At 64.9% G+C, this 16,563-nt stretch carries 16 protein-coding genes; 10 read left to right on the top strand and 6 right to left on the bottom strand.

Annotated elements, in window-relative coordinates; genetic code table 11:
* Nucleotides 1–78: 78 nt before the first annotated feature.
* A complete protein-coding gene (locus AC1Z3O_RS32615) occupies nt 79–627 on the bottom strand; it encodes a hypothetical protein (RefSeq protein ID WP_483521110.1) in 549 nt (182 codons plus the stop codon).
* A gap of 147 nt (nt 628–774) precedes the next feature.
* A complete protein-coding gene (locus tag AC1Z3O_RS32610) occupies nt 775–1,290 on the bottom strand; it encodes a MarR family winged helix-turn-helix transcriptional regulator (protein ID WP_483521108.1) in 516 nt (171 codons plus the stop codon).
* Nucleotides 1,291–1,418: 128 nt separating this feature from the next.
* Between AC1Z3O_RS32610 and badH the strand changes: the two genes are divergently transcribed.
* The 8 genes from badH to AC1Z3O_RS32570 all read left to right on the top strand — a co-directional run bounded on the left by badH (nt 1,419) and on the right by AC1Z3O_RS32570 (nt 10,943).
* Nucleotides 1,419–2,186 carry a 2-hydroxycyclohexanecarboxyl-CoA dehydrogenase gene (gene badH, locus AC1Z3O_RS32605; protein WP_483522115.1) on the top strand — a complete coding sequence of 256 codons (768 nt, stop codon included), beginning with the start codon at nt 1,419–1,421 and terminating at the stop codon, nt 2,184–2,186.
* A gap of 24 nt (nt 2,187–2,210) precedes the next feature.
* Entirely contained in the window at nt 2,211–2,993 is a 783-nt protein-coding gene (gene badI, locus AC1Z3O_RS32600; RefSeq protein ID WP_483521106.1) for a 2-ketocyclohexanecarboxyl-CoA hydrolase, read from the top strand.
* Nucleotides 2,994–3,088: 95 nt separating this feature from the next.
* Nucleotides 3,089–4,729, top strand: a complete 1,641-nt coding sequence (aliA, locus tag AC1Z3O_RS32595; protein WP_483521104.1) for a cyclohexanecarboxylate-CoA ligase — start codon at nt 3,089–3,091, stop codon at nt 4,727–4,729.
* Nucleotides 4,730–4,772: 43 nt separating this feature from the next.
* On the top strand, nt 4,773–5,549 hold the full coding sequence (locus AC1Z3O_RS32590; protein WP_483521102.1) for an enoyl-CoA hydratase: 777 nt from the start codon (nt 4,773–4,775) through the stop codon (nt 5,547–5,549).
* 34 nt (nt 5,550–5,583) lie between these two features.
* Nucleotides 5,584–6,633 carry a zinc-binding dehydrogenase gene (locus tag AC1Z3O_RS32585; protein WP_483521100.1) on the top strand — a complete coding sequence of 350 codons (1,050 nt, stop codon included), beginning with the start codon at nt 5,584–5,586 and terminating at the stop codon, nt 6,631–6,633.
* A 134-nt stretch (nt 6,634–6,767) separates the two neighbouring features.
* A complete protein-coding gene (locus AC1Z3O_RS32580) occupies nt 6,768–8,786 on the top strand; it encodes an FAD-dependent oxidoreductase (protein ID WP_483521099.1) in 2,019 nt (672 codons plus the stop codon).
* Nucleotides 8,787–9,101: 315 nt separating this feature from the next.
* Nucleotides 9,102–10,265: a porin gene (locus AC1Z3O_RS32575; RefSeq protein ID WP_483521097.1), complete on the top strand. Its 1,164-nt coding sequence runs from the start codon at nt 9,102–9,104 to the stop codon at nt 10,263–10,265.
* Nucleotides 10,266–10,448: 183 nt separating this feature from the next.
* Entirely contained in the window at nt 10,449–10,943 is a 495-nt protein-coding gene (locus tag AC1Z3O_RS32570; protein WP_483521095.1) for a flagellar basal body-associated FliL family protein, read from the top strand.
* A gap of 50 nt (nt 10,944–10,993) precedes the next feature.
* Here the strand turns inward: AC1Z3O_RS32570 and AC1Z3O_RS32565 are convergent, their stop codons facing one another.
* Nucleotides 10,994–12,805, bottom strand: a complete 1,812-nt coding sequence (locus AC1Z3O_RS32565) for a peptidoglycan D,D-transpeptidase FtsI family protein (protein WP_483521093.1) — start codon at nt 12,803–12,805, stop codon at nt 10,994–10,996.
* A gap of 339 nt (nt 12,806–13,144) precedes the next feature.
* On the opposite strand from AC1Z3O_RS32565, the gene pstS reads away from it, so the two are divergent.
* Nucleotides 13,145–14,173 (top strand): phosphate ABC transporter substrate-binding protein PstS, encoded by a 1,029-nt coding sequence (gene pstS, locus AC1Z3O_RS32560; RefSeq protein ID WP_483521091.1) that lies wholly within the window; start codon nt 13,145–13,147, stop codon nt 14,171–14,173.
* 156 nt (nt 14,174–14,329) lie between these two features.
* Here the strand turns inward: pstS and AC1Z3O_RS32555 are convergent, their stop codons facing one another.
* The 3 genes from AC1Z3O_RS32555 to AC1Z3O_RS32545 all read right to left on the bottom strand — a co-directional run bounded on the left by AC1Z3O_RS32555 (nt 14,330) and on the right by AC1Z3O_RS32545 (nt 15,508).
* On the bottom strand, nt 14,330–14,767 hold the full coding sequence (locus AC1Z3O_RS32555) for a universal stress protein (RefSeq protein WP_483521089.1): 438 nt from the start codon (nt 14,765–14,767) through the stop codon (nt 14,330–14,332).
* Between the two features lie 330 nt (nt 14,768–15,097).
* On the bottom strand, nt 15,098–15,352 hold the full coding sequence (locus AC1Z3O_RS32550; RefSeq protein ID WP_483521088.1) for a hypothetical protein: 255 nt from the start codon (nt 15,350–15,352) through the stop codon (nt 15,098–15,100).
* 3 nt (nt 15,353–15,355) lie between these two features.
* Nucleotides 15,356–15,508 (bottom strand): hypothetical protein, encoded by a 153-nt coding sequence (locus AC1Z3O_RS32545; protein WP_483521086.1) that lies wholly within the window; start codon nt 15,506–15,508, stop codon nt 15,356–15,358.
* Between the two features lie 35 nt (nt 15,509–15,543).
* Between AC1Z3O_RS32545 and AC1Z3O_RS32540 the strand changes: the two genes are divergently transcribed.
* Entirely contained in the window at nt 15,544–16,479 is a 936-nt protein-coding gene (locus AC1Z3O_RS32540) for a LysR family transcriptional regulator (protein WP_483521084.1), read from the top strand.
* Nucleotides 16,480–16,563 lie beyond the last annotated feature (84 nt).

Below are 16,563 nucleotides of genomic sequence, written 5' to 3'. Positions count from 1 at the left end.
AATGCCCCTAACGACGCCTTTATTGGTCGAGCGGCTTGGCATGACCGCACGCGATCATTCCTGCGCAGCACCTGCCTGTCACAGCGGCGCCGGCTCTTTCGGCGCAGGCGGGTTTGCCGCAGCCGGCTTCTTGTCGCCGGTACCACTGTAGGCGAAGTACTTCGCCTTGGCGCCCTTCGCCCAGTAAGCCACCGTGAACTGCTTGCCGTCGCGTGCAGACAGCAACTCGAGACTGCCGTTTGCCGCAGCCCACTCGGCGTAGCCGCTCTGGGCATTGGGTTCCGTCTTGCGCTTGGACTCGTAGCGAGAGTCGAGCTTCTTGGTGACATCGTCCAGCGCCGACCGGTCGAACGTCAGGGTAATGAGCGCAATGGTGTCCTGGGCGTCGCAGTTCACGGTCGCCCGGGTCAGGCCCGGCAGGTTGAAGCGGCCCAGGTTCTTGAGCTCGATCGCATCTCCGCCGGCCCACTGCGTCTTGCCGCTCTTCACCCGGTTCGGGCCAGGGGTCATCTGCCCGCACTTGGTCTTGCCGAGTTCGAGGCCGAGGGGCGCTGCCGCATTGCCTGAGGGCTCGGCGTTTGCGATGGACGCGACAAGCGCGGCGGCGAAGAGGAAAGCCTTCTTCATAGGGGGAGATTCTCCAGACGGTGTCCGGAGGATTTTACGGCGTCTCGGCCCGGCGACTTGAATTGGCGCCGATGGACAAGTGGTTCGCCGGTGAAGGCTGGCCGATCGTCGAGGCAGCCGTCATCGCTCAGTCTCGTTCCATCTCTTTCAGTCCTCGATGACCTCATCGACGCCATCGCTTCCGTCCAGCCGCTTCATGTTCTCCAGCAACTTGAGCAGATAGTGCAGCATGTGCGCGATATCGCCGGTCGAGAAGTCGGCCATCGCGTGCTCGTAGTAGTCGTGGATTTTTGGCCGTGTGCGCTCGAACCACAGGCGGCGGCCGTCTTCTGTCATCCGGATGACGCGCGAGCGGCGGTCGCGGCCATCGGTGGCGATGGAGACATGTCCGTCGCGTTCCATCCGGCTGATGACGCCTGCCAGATTCTGCCGACTGACCATCAGATAGCGTGCCAGGTCCCCCACGCTCATGCCGCTGGCGGCCTGTTCGCGTGACAGTGCGCCCAGCACAGCCCACTGCTGCGTCGTCAATCCTTCCTCCTCCACCGCCTTCGTTCCTGTTTTGTGCAACATATTTGCACATTGATAGAGGCGGAAGAGCGTCCGGTTGGCCAGCTCAGCCCTAACAAATCTGGAATCATGCTCCGGGTTTACGATGGACATTCAGCGAAACTCCCTTCTTGCATTTGCTCAAGTTCGATCTTAGTATACAGCAACCAGTTGTCATATTTTTGCGGGGGGCGAGGAACTCCCCGACTAACGTAACCACTTCAATCTCAAAGGAGAAGCCTGTGCAAAGACTTGCGGGTAAGACAGTCATCGTGACCGGTGGCGGCGGCGGCATTGGCGGGGCTGCCTGCCGGCGTTTTGCGCGCGAAGGCGCGGCTGTCGCGGTGCTGGACCTCAATGCCGAGGCCGCCGGCGCTGTGGCGGAGGCTATCCGTGCAGGTGGTGGCCGCGCGGAGGCGATCCGCTGCGATATCACCGACCGCGCCAGCGTCGATGCGGCGATCGCGCGGACGCAATCCGCCTTCGGGCCGATCGACGTGCTGGTCAACAATGCCGGCTGGGACGTGTTCAAGCCCTTCACCAAGACCGAACCGGCTCACTGGGAACGCCTGATCGCGATCAACCTGGTGGGCGCATTGCATATGCACCACGCGGTCCTGCCCGGGATGGTCGAGCGCAAGTATGGCCGCATCGTCAACATCGCGTCGGATGCGGCCCGGGTCGGCTCCTCCGGTGAAGCCGTCTACGCGGCATGCAAGGGTGGCCTGGTGTCGTTCTCAAAGACGATCGCACGGGAACATGCGCGCCACGGCATCACGGTCAACGTGGTCTGCCCAGGCCCGACCGACACCGCCTTGCTCGATGACTACAAGATCGGCGCCGGCAATCCCGAGAAGCTGCTGGAGGCATTCACCCGGGCGATTCCGCTCGGCCGCATCGGCCAGCCCGATGATCTGCCGGGCGCGATCGCGTTCTTCGCCAGCGACGATGCCGCCTTCATCACCGGGCAGGTGCTCAGCGTGTCCGGCGGTCTCACCATGAACGGCTGAACTTCCCTACAAGAGAGAACAAGTATGCAATACGAAGACCTTCTCTATGAGGTGCGCAACGGCGCGGCCTGGATCACGATCAACCGGCCGGAGAAGCTGAATGCCTTCCGCGGACGGACCTGCGAAGAGCTCATCCATGCCCTGAACCGCGCCGGCTACAACCGCGAGATCAGCGCCATCGTGCTGGCGGGAGCAGGCGACCGGGCTTTCTGCACCGGAGGCGACCAGTCGGCCCACGACGGCCAGTACGACGGCCACGGCACGGTCGGACTGCCGATGGAGCAACTGCATAACACCATCCGCGACGTCCCCAAGCCGGTGATCGCGCGTGTGCAGGGCTACGCCATCGGCGGCGGCAACGTGCTGTGCACGATCTGCGACTTCACCATTGCCTCCGACAAGGCCGTCTTCGGCCAGGTCGGCCCGAAGATGGGGTCGATCGACCCGGGCTATGGCACCGCCTTCCTGGCGCGCGTGGTGGGCGAAAAGAAGGCGCGCGAGATGTGGTACCTGTGCCGGCGCTATCCCGCCGCGGAGGCGCTCGCAATGGGCCTGGTCAACACCGTGGTGCCGCACGAGCAGCTCGATGCCGAAGTCCAGAAGTGGTGCGACGAGATCGGCGAGAAGAGCCCGACCGCGCTGGCGATCGCCAAGCGCTCGTTCAATATGGACACCGCGCACCAGAGCGGCATCGCGGGCATGGGCATGTACGCCCTCAAGCTCTACTACGACACGGAAGAGTCCAAGGAAGGCGTGAAGTCCTTCCTGGAAAAGCGCAAGCCGGATTTCCGCCGCTACGCGAAGTAGCGCTGCGGCGCCGTCGCTCGGCCTGGCCGGCGCGCGACGGCGTGCGGATTTGATGACGCGCCTATAACAGCACCATCACAGGGAGGAGATACATCGTGGAATTCGATACCGTTTTGATTCCGCCGCGGCGTGAAGCCAGCATTGCGCAAGGGGTTTGGCACGACCGCACGATCAACGCAGACCTGGACGCCTGCCGCGCGCAGTGTCCGGACAAGCTCGCCCTCACGGCCGTGCAGGTCGAAAGCGGGGCGGTCAAGCGCTTCACCTATCGGGAGCTGGCCGCGCTCGCCGACCGCGTCGCGGTCGGCCTTGTCCGCCTTGGCATCGGGCGCAACGATGTGGTGTCCTGCCAGTTGCCGAACTGGTGGCAGCTGACGGTGACCTATCTGGCCTGCTCGCGGATCGGCGCGGTGATCAATCCGATGATGCCGATCTTCCGCGAGCGCGAGCTGTCGTTCATGCTCAAGCACGCCGGCAGCAAGGTCGTCATCGTGCCCAAGGTGTTCCGCGGCTTCGATCACGAAGCCATGTTCGCGTCGCTGCGAGCGCAGTTGCCCGACCTGCAGCACGTGGTGGTGGCCGGTGGCGATGGTCCGAACAGCTTCGAAGCGCTGCTGAGCGGACCGGCCTGGGAGCGTGAAGCGGATGCCGCTCAACTCCTGCTGCGCCATCGCCCCGGCCCGGACGACGTGACACAACTGCTCTACACCTCGGGCACCACCGGCGAGCCCAAGGGCGTGATGCACACGGCCAACACGCTGATGGCCAACATCGTCCCCTTCGCCGAGCGCCTGCGCCTGGGCGCCGGCGACGCGGTCCTGATGGCGTCCCCGATGGCTCACCAGACCGGCTTCATGTTCGGGCTGATGATGCCGATCATGCTGCGAGCCAGCGTCGTGCTCCAGGATGTCTGGGACCCGGTCATGGCCGCGAAGCTGATCCGGGAGGAGGGCGTGACCTTCAATATGGCGTCGACGCCGTTCCTCACCGACCTCACCCGGGTGGTGGCGGAAAGCCAGCGCCCGGTGCCGAGCCTGCGCGTCTTCCTGTGTGCGGGGGCGCCCATTCCTGGCGCGCTGGTGGAGCAGGCGCGCAGCACGCTGGGTGCCAAGATCGTCTCCGGCTGGGGGATGACGGAGAACGGCGCCCTGACGATCACCCGGCTGGAGGATGATGACGAGCGTTCCTTCACGACCGACGGATGCCCGCTGCCCGGCGTGGAACTGAAGGTAGTGGACGCCGACGATACCCCGCTGCCGGCCGGCACCACCGGGCGCTTGCTGGCGCGCGCATGCTCGAACTTCGGCGGCTACCTCCATCGGCCGCATCTGAATGCTACCGATGCGCAAGGGTGGTTCGATACCGGCGATCTGGCGCGGATCGATGCGCAAGGCTATGTGCGCATCGATGGCCGCAGCAAGGATGTGATCATCCGCGGTGGGGAGAACATCCCCGTGGTGGAGATCGAGGCGCTGCTGTACCGCCATCCGGCTGTCTCGCAGGTGGCCATCGTTTCCTACCCCGATGAACGCCTGGGGGAGCGGGCGTGCGCCTTTGTCGTGCCCAAACCGGGGCAGGAGTTCGACATGGCGGCGATGGTCGCCTTTCTCAAAGAGCAGAAAGTGGCGATCCAATATATGCCGGAGCGCCTGGAGATCCAGCCGGCCTTGCCGACCACGCCGTCGGGAAAGGTCCAGAAGTTCAAGCTGCGTGACCAGCTTCACGGCCGCGCCTGAAGAGACAACGTCAAGGTAAGCAAGGTAAGCGAGGTATGACCGCATGAACGAGAACCCCATCATCGTTGAAACCATCGGCCGGGTCGGCGTGATCACGCTCAACCGCCCCAAGCAGCTGAATGCGCTGAACGATGCGCTGATGGACGCCCTGGGCCAGGCGTTGCTCGCCTACGACGCAGATGATGGGATCGGCGCGATCGTGCTCGCCGGCGGCGAGAAGGCCTTCGCCGCCGGCGCCGACATCGCAGCGATGGCCGGCTGGGGCTATATGGATGTGTTCAAGACGAACTACATCACGCGCAACTGGGAAACGCTGCGCCAGGTGCGCAAGCCTGTCATTGCAGCGGTGGCCGGCTTCGCACTGGGTGGCGGCTGCGAACTCGCGATGGCGTGCGACATGATCATCGCCGCCGACAACGCCAGGTTCGGCCTGCCAGAACTCAAGCTCGCGGTCATTCCCGGCGCAGGCGGCACGCAGCGGCTGCCCAGGGCGATCTCGAAAGCCAAGGCGATGGACATGTGCATGACATCGCGCACCATGGACGCGCAGGAAGCCGAGCGCAGCGGCCTGGTGTCGCGCGTGGTGAGCGCGGATCGGTTGATGGAGGAAGCCATTGCCGCCGCCGAGACGATCGCCGCACGCTCGCTGCCGTCGATGATGATGGTCAAGGAGGCGATCAACCGGGCCTACGAGTCCTCGCTGTCGGAGGGCATGCTGTTCGAGCGCCGGCAGCTGCACGCCCTCTTCGCCACGGACGACCTGAAGGAGGGCATGGCTGCCTTCCTCGAGCGGCGTGACCCCCAGTTCCGGCATCGATGATGCCGCGGCGGCACGAAACGCTCTGGAGAGGCATATGCAAGCAACGATGAGGGCCGCCTTCATTACCGGCCACGGCGGCAATGAAGTCGTGGCGATCGGCAATCGGCCGAAGCCGATCCGCGCAGATGGCGAGGTCCTGGTGCGCATCCGTGCGGCCACGCTCAATCGCGTCGATCTCTATATGCGCGACACCGGCGCGGGTATCACGCACCGGCTGCCGCAGATCATGGGGCTCGATGCTGCGGGCATCGTCGAGGAGGTGGACGCTTCCGAACGCCTGCTGACGCCGGGCCGGCGGGTCGTGCTGCACCCCGGCATGACCTGCGGCCGCTGCGAATTCTGCCAGCGGGGCGAGGGCGTGCTCTGCACCTCGATCCAGTACCTCGGCGAGCATCGTGACGGCACCTTGGCGGAGTATGTCAGCCTGCCGGCCAGCAATGTCTTTGCGATGCCGGAGGGACTGGACTTTGCCGAAGCGGCGGCCCTGGGCGTGAATCACCTGACGGCCTGGCGCATGCTGTTCACCAAGGCCCGGCTCAAGCCGTGGGAGAGCGTGCTCATCTTCGGTATCGGCGGCGGCGTATCGCTCGCGGCACTGCAGCTTGCCAAGCTGGCGGGCAGCCGCGCCATCGTCACCTCGCGTGACGACGGCAAGCTCGAGCGTGCCCTAGCCATGGGCGCCGACCATGCCATCAACGGCGCGACGCAGGATGTGTCGAAGGCGGTGATGGAGCTGACTGGCGGGCGCGGCGTCGACGTCGTCATCGAGAACGTCGGACAGGCTGTATGGTCGAGCGCGCTCAAGTCGGCGGTGCGGGGCGGCCGCATCGTGACATGCGGGGCGACCACCGGAGACCAGCCACCGGCCGACCTGCGGCGCATCTTCATCCGGCAGCTCCAGATCATGGGTTCGACCTTGGGCGATCTCGACGAATTCGGGCATCTGCTGTCATTTGTGCAGCGGACCGCATTGCGGCCGGTGGTCGATTCCCGCTATCCACTGAGCGAGGTCCATGCCGCGCTCGACCGGCTGGAATCCGGCCGGCAGTTCGGCAAGATCGCGATCGCCATCGACGAGGGCTGAGGGCTCGCCACCCCCGAATTCTCTCGGCAATGCGCCGCTGCCATCAGTGGCGCCTCACGCAATTCGTCTCATCCCGTGGAATCAGGTGCGCGGTGCCGTCATCGGCGCGCTGCGGCCGCATTCTGGAAGTTGCCATGAAGCCGTATTCAAAGCTGCTCGCGCCCCTCGATCTGGGCTTTCTGACGCTGCGCAACCGCATGGTCATGGGTGCCATGCATACCCGGCTCGAGACATGCGACAGGCCGACCGAGCGGATGGTGGCCTTCTACCGCGAGCGGGCGCGGGGTGAGGTGGGACTCATCCTGAGCGGTGGCGTGGCACCGAGTCCCGCGGGTCGCCTGGAGCCCGGTGCACCGCTGCTGGCATCGCGCGAGGATCTCGACGTCCATCGGGCCATCACGACGGCCGTGCACGAAGAGGGCGGGCACGTCGCCCTGCAGATTCTCCATGCCGGCCGGTACGCCAAGCACGCGGATTGCGTCGCGCCTTCTGCACTCAGGGCGCCGATCAATCACTTCGAGCCGCGAGCGCTGACCACGCAGCAAGTGTGGTCCACCATTCAGGAGTTCGCCCGCACTGCGGCGCTGGCAAGGGAGGTAGGCTACGACGGCGTCGAAGTGATGGGGTCGGAGGGCTATCTGATCAACCAGTTCATCTGCACGCGGACCAACCGTCGCGAGGACGAGTTCGGCGGTACATTCGAAAACCGCATGCGCCTGCCGCTTGAGGTGGTCAAGGCGATTCGCAGGGAGGTGGGCGAGCGTTTCCTGCTGATCTACCGCATTTCGGCCGTGGACCTGGTCGAAGGTGGCCTGACCGGGGCCGAGGTCGCCGTGCTGGCCCGTGAGCTGGAACAGGCGGGAGTGCATGTCCTGAACACGGGAATCGGTTGGCATGAGGCGGACGTGCCCACGATTGCGGCGGTCGTGCCTCGCGCCGCATGGAGCTATGCGGTGCAGAACGTCAAGCGCAGCGTGACCATTCCGGTCATCGCCTCCAACCGCATCAATACCGCCGACGTTGCCGAAGAGTTGCTTGCGGATGGCGTTGCCGACCTGGTTTCGATGGCCAGGCCACTGCTTGCCGATCCTGAGTTCGCAAGGAAGGTCCGCGATGGCAGGCCGGAGCGGATCACTCCTTGCATCGCCTGCAATCAGGCCTGCCTCGACCATATATTCACGCTGCGGCCTGTCAGTTGCCTGGTCAATCCGCGGGCGGGACGTGAGATCGACTTTCCGCAGAGTCTGGCCCCGATGCGGAAGGCTGTGGCAGTCGTGGGCGCCGGGCCGGCCGGCTTGAGTTGCGCCATCAACGCTGCGCAACGGGGGCACGCCGTGACCCTGTACGAGGCACAGGCAAAGCCGGGTGGCCAGCTCCAGATGGCGAGCACGGTCCCGGGCAAGGGCGAGTTCGCCGAATTGCTCAGGTACTTCCAAGGCTGCCTGGAGACCGAGGGGATCGAACTGCGATTCGGGCATGAAGCGAAAGCTGCGGAGCTGGCGAGCGGCTACGACGACGTCGTCATCGCGACCGGCGTGCAGCCACGCGTGCCCGCCATTCCGGGCATCGACCATCCCAGCGTGCTGAGCTACGTTGACGTACTGGCGCGCCGCGTCGCCGTCGGCCGCCGGGTTGCCATCATCGGGGCTGGCGGCATCGGCTTCGACATTGCCGCCTTCCTGTCGCATGAGGCGGGAAGCCAGAGCACGACGGCACGCTTCTTCGCTGCCTGGGGGATCGATCCCGCGCTTGCCGCGCCAGGAGGCCTGGAAGGCGCGTCGGCGAGCATCGAGCCGCGGCGCGACATCCATCTGTTCCAGCGCAGCCCCGAGCGGCCCGGCAAGCGCCTCGGGAAGTCCACCGGCTGGATCCTGAAGGCCGAACTGCGCCGCGCCGGCGTCGCCATGGTTTCCGGCGTGGAATATACGCGGATCGACGACGCGGGTGTCCACTATGTCCGCAATGGAGAGGCGCGCGTTCTGCCGGTAGACAACGTCATCGTCTGCGCGGGCCAGGTGGCTGAGCGCTCCCTCTATGACCAGCTCATCGCCTTGGGCAAGCGGCCGCACCTGCTTGGTGGTGCGCAATCCGCGGCGGAACTGGATGCGTTCCGCGCCATTCGGAGCGGGATGGAGCTGGCCATGTCGATTTGACGCGGCGGCAGATCGGCATTCTCGCCGGGCGAGTACGCAAGTGCGCTCGTCCTGTGTGCATGCGGCGATCCGCATGCCGCAATCACCAGCCTCACCCACTCGCCGCAGCAGTGTTGAAGAACTGCACGCGTTAGCGTGCAACGCGCGCACGGACTGGACCGAAGCAATGCCGCCGAACTGCTGGAAGCAAGCTCCAGCGGCCGCGTTTTCTCTCGCCTATGCCCTATTGAAGGCACTCCGGAACGGTAAGTATTGGCCGGGGGAGGCGCACGTTTTCACCATGGTAATAGCAACAAAAAGAGGAGGAGTTGAAGCATGAGGTTCAAGGAGATCGCAGCGGCTGCACTGATGGCTTGCACGAGCGGAGCATGGGCGCAGTCGACTGTGACGCTGTATGGAGTGGCAGATGTGAACATCGAGTTCGCGAACCACGTCGGGGCGGTCCCCTCGGCGGCGAACGCCTTCAATCCGGGTACCGGGAACAATGCCTATCGGATGAATTCCGGAGGGCTTTCCGGCTCTCGCTGGGGTATCCGGGGTGTGGAAGAGCTCGGCAGCGGCCTGAAGTCGCTATTCGTCCTGGAGAGCGGCTTCAATCTCGACACGGGAACGCAGCAGCAAGGGGGCAGACTGTTCGGCCGTCAAGCGTTCGTCGGTTTGCAGAGTTCGCGGTATGGTCAGCTTACATTCGGCCGCCAATACACATCGATGTTCGACAGCCTCGGCAACTTTGTGCCGACGTATTTCGCAATCCAGTATGAACCGACAGTGACGCTCGCTGGCGCGAACTATCGTGAGGACAATACCGCCAAGTACTCTGGGACGTTCGGCCCCGTGACCGCCGTTGCGCACTGGTCGTTCGGCACAGGCCTCGCCTTGCCCCAGGTTGTCCCGAACGGGACCGCAGTAGGCGGCAACGGGGAGGTTCCGGGCCAGTTTCGTCGAGACACTGCCTATGGCGCCGGCCTGAACTACTCGGCCGGAGCACTGGCGGTAGCCGTGGGCTATGACCAGTTGAATCCGACCATCGGGTCGGGCAACGGAACGTTCAAGAAGGCCATGGCAGCAGCAAGCTACAGTGTTGGCAATGCCAAGATCATGGGTGGATACCGTTGGGGCCAGAACAGGGACCAGCATGACACCCTGGTGCTTCGAGACGACTACTACTGGATTGGCGGCATCTATCAGATGACGCCGGCACTCAGTCTGACGCTGGAGTACGCCTATGACAACCTCAAGAGCTTCAATGGCGACAAGAGCCTTGCGAATCCATGGCAGATCAGCGCGATTGTCGGTTATGGCCTGTCCAAGCGGACCGACCTCTACCTGACCGCGGCGTATGCGAAGAACGCTGGACTGGCGCTGGACTCCGCATCGATTGCCTACGCGAACAGCCTGGCCCTAGGCAATAGCTATGCCTTGGGCAGTGGCCAAACGTCGATGCTCGGCGTCGCTGTTGGCATCCGCCACAAGTACTAGGCATCCATTGGAGGGCCGGCCAGTCCGATTGTGTTCGCGCAGGCAGGCCCTGACTTCGTGGATGACGGCGAGGAGGAGGCGCGGGTCGCGCCGACGCGCGCCTCAAGCTCTGCCGCTTTTTGCCGTTACGCAATGACGACGCCCCCGGTAACACTCTTTCCTGTTCATTGCGTAGTCTCAACGATGTCAAAAGCGACCAGAACCTATTCGAAGCCGGAATCGCCGGGTGCCTCGCGTCTCGCAACACGCCTTTCCTTGGTCGTCCTCGCCGTACTCCTGCTGGCCGGTGCAATCGGTGCCGGATACTGGCGGGTGTTCCCGCACAGGACGGCGGCCGCAAGCGGAGAGCCACCGGGCATGGCGCCGGCCTATCTCGCGCTCGACCCGATGGTCGTCAATCTGCGGGACGACGGCCAGGAGTCGCATGTGATGCGCATCGCCATCACGTTGAGGCTGCTTGGCCCGGATGCGAAGAATGAGCTGAGCGCTCGCATGCCGGAGATCCGCAATCACCTGCTGGATACGCTCTCGGACCAGCACGCCAGCAGCATCACCTCGCTCGAGGGCAAGGCGGCGCTCAAGAAGGAACTCGGGGAGAAGATCGAGCTGGCGACCAGGGGGAGCCGCGCGTCCGGGCAGGTCGCGGAGGTGCTCTTCACCGAGTTGGTGGTGCAATAAGCCCTGGACCGTATGGAACCAGGGCCTGCGATGAGGCGTGACGATCCGCCTTAGGTGTGGTTGGCCGTGGGGTTGGCGGGCCTGCTGCCCGGCGGGCTGTCCGGTGGCGTGTCCGAGGTCGGCGCCGCAAGGATCGCCCCGGGCTTGACCGGCAGGTCAGGGCGGACGCCAAGCAGCGGCAGCGCTTGCGACGCGATCTCCGCGAAGGCCGGGCCGGCGGCCTGGCCGCCGAAGTGCTGCGAGGCCTTGGGTTCGTCGATCGATACGGCGATCACCAGCCGCGGCGCGGACAAGGGCGCGATCCCGACGAACGAGGCGCGATACTTCGAGTGGTCGTAGCCGTGCGCACCGGCCTTGTAGGCCGTGCCGGTCTTGCCGCCGATGCTGTAGCCGTCCACCTGGGCGGTGGTGGCGGTGCCGCCCACGCTGACCACGCCGGCTAGCATCTGGCGCATGTCGGCGGCGGTCTTGCTGGCGATGACCCGCACACCCTGGGGCGGCGTGGCCGGGTCCGACTCGATGATGCTCATCGGCACCAGCACGCCGTCGTTGGCGAAGATCGTGTACGCGCGCGCCAGCTGGAACAGCGACGCGGAGATGCCGTAGCCGTAGGCCATCGTCGCCTGCTCGATGGGCCGCCACTTCTTGAACGGCCGCACGCGGCCGGAGACCGCTCCCGGGAACCCCAGCTTGGGCGGCTGGCCCAGGCCGATCTCGGTGAACATGTCCCACATCTCCTCGGCGCGCAGCATCGTCGACACCTTGGTCATGCCGATGTTGCTCGACTTCTGGATCACGCCCGCGGCCGTCAGCACGCCGTTGGCGCTGTCGTCCGTAATGGTGGCACCCTCGAAGTAGAGGCGGCCCGGGCCGGTATCGATCAGCGTGCTGGGCGTGAGGCGATGCAGGTCGAGCGCAAGCGCCATCGTGAACGGCTTGAGAATCGAGCCCGGTTCGAACACGTCGGTGAAGACGCGATTGCGCAGTTGTTCGCCGGTCAGGTGTTCGCGGTCGTTGGGGTTGTAGGTCGGCAGGTTGGCGAGCGCCAGCACCTGGCCGGCCCGGACGTCGATCACCACGGCCATGCCGGCCTTGGCGCCGGTGCGCTCGAGCGCGTTCTTGAGCGCCTGGTAGGCGACGTACTGCACGCGCGTATCGAGCGTCAGCCTGACGTCCGCGCCGAGGCGCGAGGGCGTCGAGTCGTCCAGGTCCTCGATGGTGTGGCCGATGCGGTCCTTGATGACGTGGCGCACACCGGTCTTGCCTTCGAGCAAGGTCTCCTCGCCGAGCTCCATGCCTTCCTGGCCCTTGTCCTCCACGTTGGTGAAGCCGACCACATGGGCGGTGACTTCGCCTTCCGGGTAGAAGCGCTTGTACTCGCTGCTCTCATACACACCGGGGATGCCGAGTGCTTCGATCTGCTTGCCGACTTCCGGCGAGACCTGGCGCTTGATATAGACGAAGCGGCGGGCGCCGATGAGCTTGCCGCGCAGTTCCTTCTCGGGCATGTTCAGCAGCTTGCTGGCCTGCCGCAGATCCGTGTCGGGCAGGTCGGCCGGCACTTCGGCCGGCACGGCCCAGATGGTGCGCATGGGCAGGCTGGTGGCGAGCACTCTTCCCTCGCGGTCCTCGATCTTGCCGCGCACGGCAGGCATGACGATGGCGTGTTCGTAGCGCTTCTCGCCCTGCGCAAGGAAGAAGCTGTTGCCGGGGCCGGCGATCCAGAAGGCGCGGGCGACCAGCCCGAAGAAGGCCAAGGTGATGAAGCCCACGACCAGCTTGGAGCGCCACAATGATGTGCGGGTCTGCAGGACCGGGCTGGCGGAGAACCTGATGTTGTTGTTTTGGCGTTTCCTGTGCATGGCGATCGCAGGGTGGTGAAGCGGCTTCCGCTCGGATTTTCGATGAGATCGTAGGCGCAGGCAAGCTGAACGCCCGGCAATCCTGACGTCCTGTCGCACCGTGAAGACACCATGAAAGCCAGTCGAAAGCAGGCCCCCGTCTCGGTTGGAAGACGCTCGCCATGAGCCTTTGCCTTCATGTGAAGCTTAATCCTCATCATCCCAATGCAAGCACCAATGACGCGAGACGCGAACAGGCGACCTAGAATGGCTCTGTGGCAGCCTCTGAGCCCCTGGCCTGCCTGGCGCCCTCCGGAAACTGCCGGCTCTGCAATACCAATAACAAGCGGAGGTACCACAATGGACCGCACCGATCTGACCAAGGCGGTACGCCACTGTCTGTTGGCTTTCGCCATGCTGTGCCTGTTGCCGGCCGCGCATGGGGACGAGGTCTCGGGCGCCGGCTCGACCTTTGTCTACCCGGTGCTGGCCAAGTGGGCCGCCTCGTACTACACCAAGACGGGCAAGGCGATTGACTATCAGCCGATCGGCTCTGGGAGAGGAATCCAGCAGGTCAAGGCCGGTCAGGTGACATTCGGGGCGACGGATATGCCGCTCAAGCCGGACGAACTACGCAGCGCGGGGTTGGCGCAGTTCCCGCTGGTGGTGGGCGGCGTAGTGCCGGTGCTGAATCTCGACGGCATTCACGCGGGCCAGGTGCACCTGACCGGTGACCTGCTGGCCCGCATCTACCAGGGCACGATCAGCAACTGGAGCGACCCGGCGATCGCCGCGGCGAATCCCGGCCTCGTGCTGCCCGACCGGAAGATCATGGTGGTCCATCGCAGCGACCTGTCCGGCACCACCTTTAACTGGACCAACTATCTCTCTAAGGTAAACGACGACTGGCAGCGCAACGTGGGCGCTGGCGTCTCGGTCAGGTGGCCGGCCGGGGTCGGCGCGAGCGGAAGCGATGGCGTGTCGCTCTATGTTCGCAACGTCAAGGGCGCGATCGGCTATGTCGAGCTGTCGTATGCCTTGCAGCGCAAGTTGTCCTACGCCGCGCTGCAGAACCAGGCGGGCGTCTACGTCGAACCCACGTGGGAAAGCTTCAGCGCGGCGGTGGAGTCGGCGCAGTGGGTGCCGAAGCAGGATTTCTACCAGGTCATCACCAATGCACCCGGGGAGAAGGCGTGGCCGATCACCGGTGTCGTCTTCGTGCTGATGCGCCGGGACGGCAATCCCGCCGCGGGCGCGAAGGATGCACTGGCGTTCTTCCGCTGGGCTCTGCAGGAAGGGCAGGGCGACGCAGACCTGGAGCACTATGTGGCGCTTCCCGCGCCACTGGTCAAGCAGGTGGAGGGGTATTGGGGCGACACGTTCAAGTGAATCGAATCGCGTCGTGTCGAGCCTACTGTGGCATTCGAAACGGGACGTTCGTCGGCATCGGCAAGAGGCTTACGCCGCGCTTGACGCCCAGCCTACGCATAGCCGAGGCCGGCCACCGGCGAGGTCGGCCCGCAGTTCCCCATCCGCCGCTTCCATCTAACGGAACACCAGGACCGGAATCTTGCAGTGCGTGAGGACCTTGTGGGTTTCGCTGCCGATCAGCAGGCCTCGCACGCCAGCCTGCCCGTGCGACGCCATCACGATCAGGTCGCAGTTCCGCTCCTCGACGACCCGGATGATCGTCTCGTAGGGGTGATCGGCTGCGACGCAGATCGTTTCGCATGGCACCGAGGCGCCCTTGGCGGCTTGCTCGATCACGCCCAGGTAATGTGCGGCGTGCTGCTCAGCAAGCTGCGCGTAGCGCTCTCGGGTGTCCTCCAGCATCTCGATCCGGTGGGTGAAGACGCGGTACTCCGGGATGACGTGCAATCCCGTGAGCCTGGCCTCAAACTGCCTGGCAAGTCGCACCGCCATCTGGATCGCACCTTCGGAGAGGGCCGAGCCATCGGTTGGCACCAAGAGATGCTGGAACATTGTCGTCTCCCAAGGCCGGGCGGGCGCCGCAGCGGCGCCCCGTTCGCGTTCAGTACAGTGTCCTATTGACGAATGTAGGCGCACAGCCGGGCCGCGGCTAGCGCTGCGTTGCCGGCATGTCCGCCGGCCGGTCGATTGCCAGCTCCGCGCGCGGCCAGGCCAGGCCGGAGCCAGTGGGAGAGATTTGCGGGTAAGCCTCAGGGGGCGGAGGGGCAGGGCTGCCCTGAAGCAGCAGGCCCTGTCAAGCTTGCGGAAGCGGAAGTTCCAAAGGGCGTGGATTCTTGGGCATGAATGCCGGGTCGATGTCAGGCCGACGGCCTGACCAGACCCTTACAGCGGAGCGCGATCCGCCGAGAATTCATACCTGGCACCGTCGACAAAGGCGTCGTACTTGCCCGCGCGGGCACCGTCGACGAAGCTGTCGAACTTGCCGCTTTTCGCGCCGTCGGTGTAGACGTCGTACTTCGCGGAGCGGGCGCCGTCTGCGTAGGTGTCGAACTTGCCACTTTTTGCCAGGGCCGGCGCGGCCGACAGGGCGGCGGCAATCGCGGTGGCAACGATGAGGGCATACTGGTAGGTCTTCATGGCTCACTCCTTTTCTTCAACGGGATGCCATTTCTTGTGCTTGATCTGCTGCGCTGCGACATCCGATGGCTGGATATTAGGCCTTTCCCTTATTTCAATAAACGCCATCGGCAGAAATGATTGGTTTTGCTTTTGACAATAAAAAGGCCTTGCCATGGAAGAATTCGTGAGCAGGGCCGGGGGACTATGTCATGGACCGCCTGCAATCGATGCGCGTCTTCTCCAAGGTCGTGGAGCTGGGCAGCTTCGCGCGTGCAGCGCAGCAGCTGGAAATGTCCAACGCGGTGGTGACCCGCTACGTAGCGGATCTTGAGAGCCACCTTGGCACCCGCCTGCTCAACCGCACCACGCGCAGCCTGTCGTTGACCGACGCAGGCGAAAGCTATCTGCAGCGCTGCCAGCAGATCCTGGAAGACCTGGACGAAGCGGAAAGCGTGGTCACCGCGCGCAGCCAGTCGTTGTCGGGAACGTTGCGGCTGGTCACCCCGGTGATGTTCGGCCTGCATCTGCTGCCGGACCTGATGGCCCGATTCCAGCGGCTGTACCCCGATGTGGTTTTCGACGTGCTGCTATCCGACCGCAACGTCGATATCGTGGAAGAGGGCCGCGACATGGCCGTGATGCTGTCGGACCTGGGCCTGGGTTCGCACCTGGTGGCGCGGCCGCTGGTCTCGGCCGAGATCGTCCTGTGTGCGTCGCCCGGCTACGTACGCACGCACCCGCCGGTGCGCCACCCGCGCGAACTGAGCCATCACAGCTGCATCGCGATGCGGCCGTCCCCCCAGGAGACCGAGTGGACCCTGTCCGGCCCGGAAGGCGAGATCACCGTTCCGATTCGGGCCAGCCTGCTTTGCAGCAACGCGGAGCTGGCGCACCAGGCGGTCCTGGCCGATATGGGCGTGGCAATGCTGGGCTGGTATGTGGCCCGGCCCCAGATCGAGGCCGGGCGGCTCGTGCATGTCCTGCCGCAGTACCAGCTGCCGCGGCGCGACGTCAGCCTGGTCTATCCGAGCCGGAAATTCCTGCCGACCAAGGTGCGCGCCTTCATCGACTTCCTGCTGGAGGAAGGGCGGATCGGGCAGGCACTCGGCAGCAGGCCAGCGCCGATCGCGACGACGTCGCACTGATATCGCATGGGCGTGGCGCGGCGGGCTGAAAGCAGCGCCGCCTGCGCCACCGGGGAGTTCCACCCCACATGCGCATCCGGCTTG

Source organism: Cupriavidus sp. 09_S30, assembly GCF_056930435.1.
Note: the sequence above shows the minus strand (reverse complement) of the source record. Positions and strands in the feature narration are given on the sequence as shown.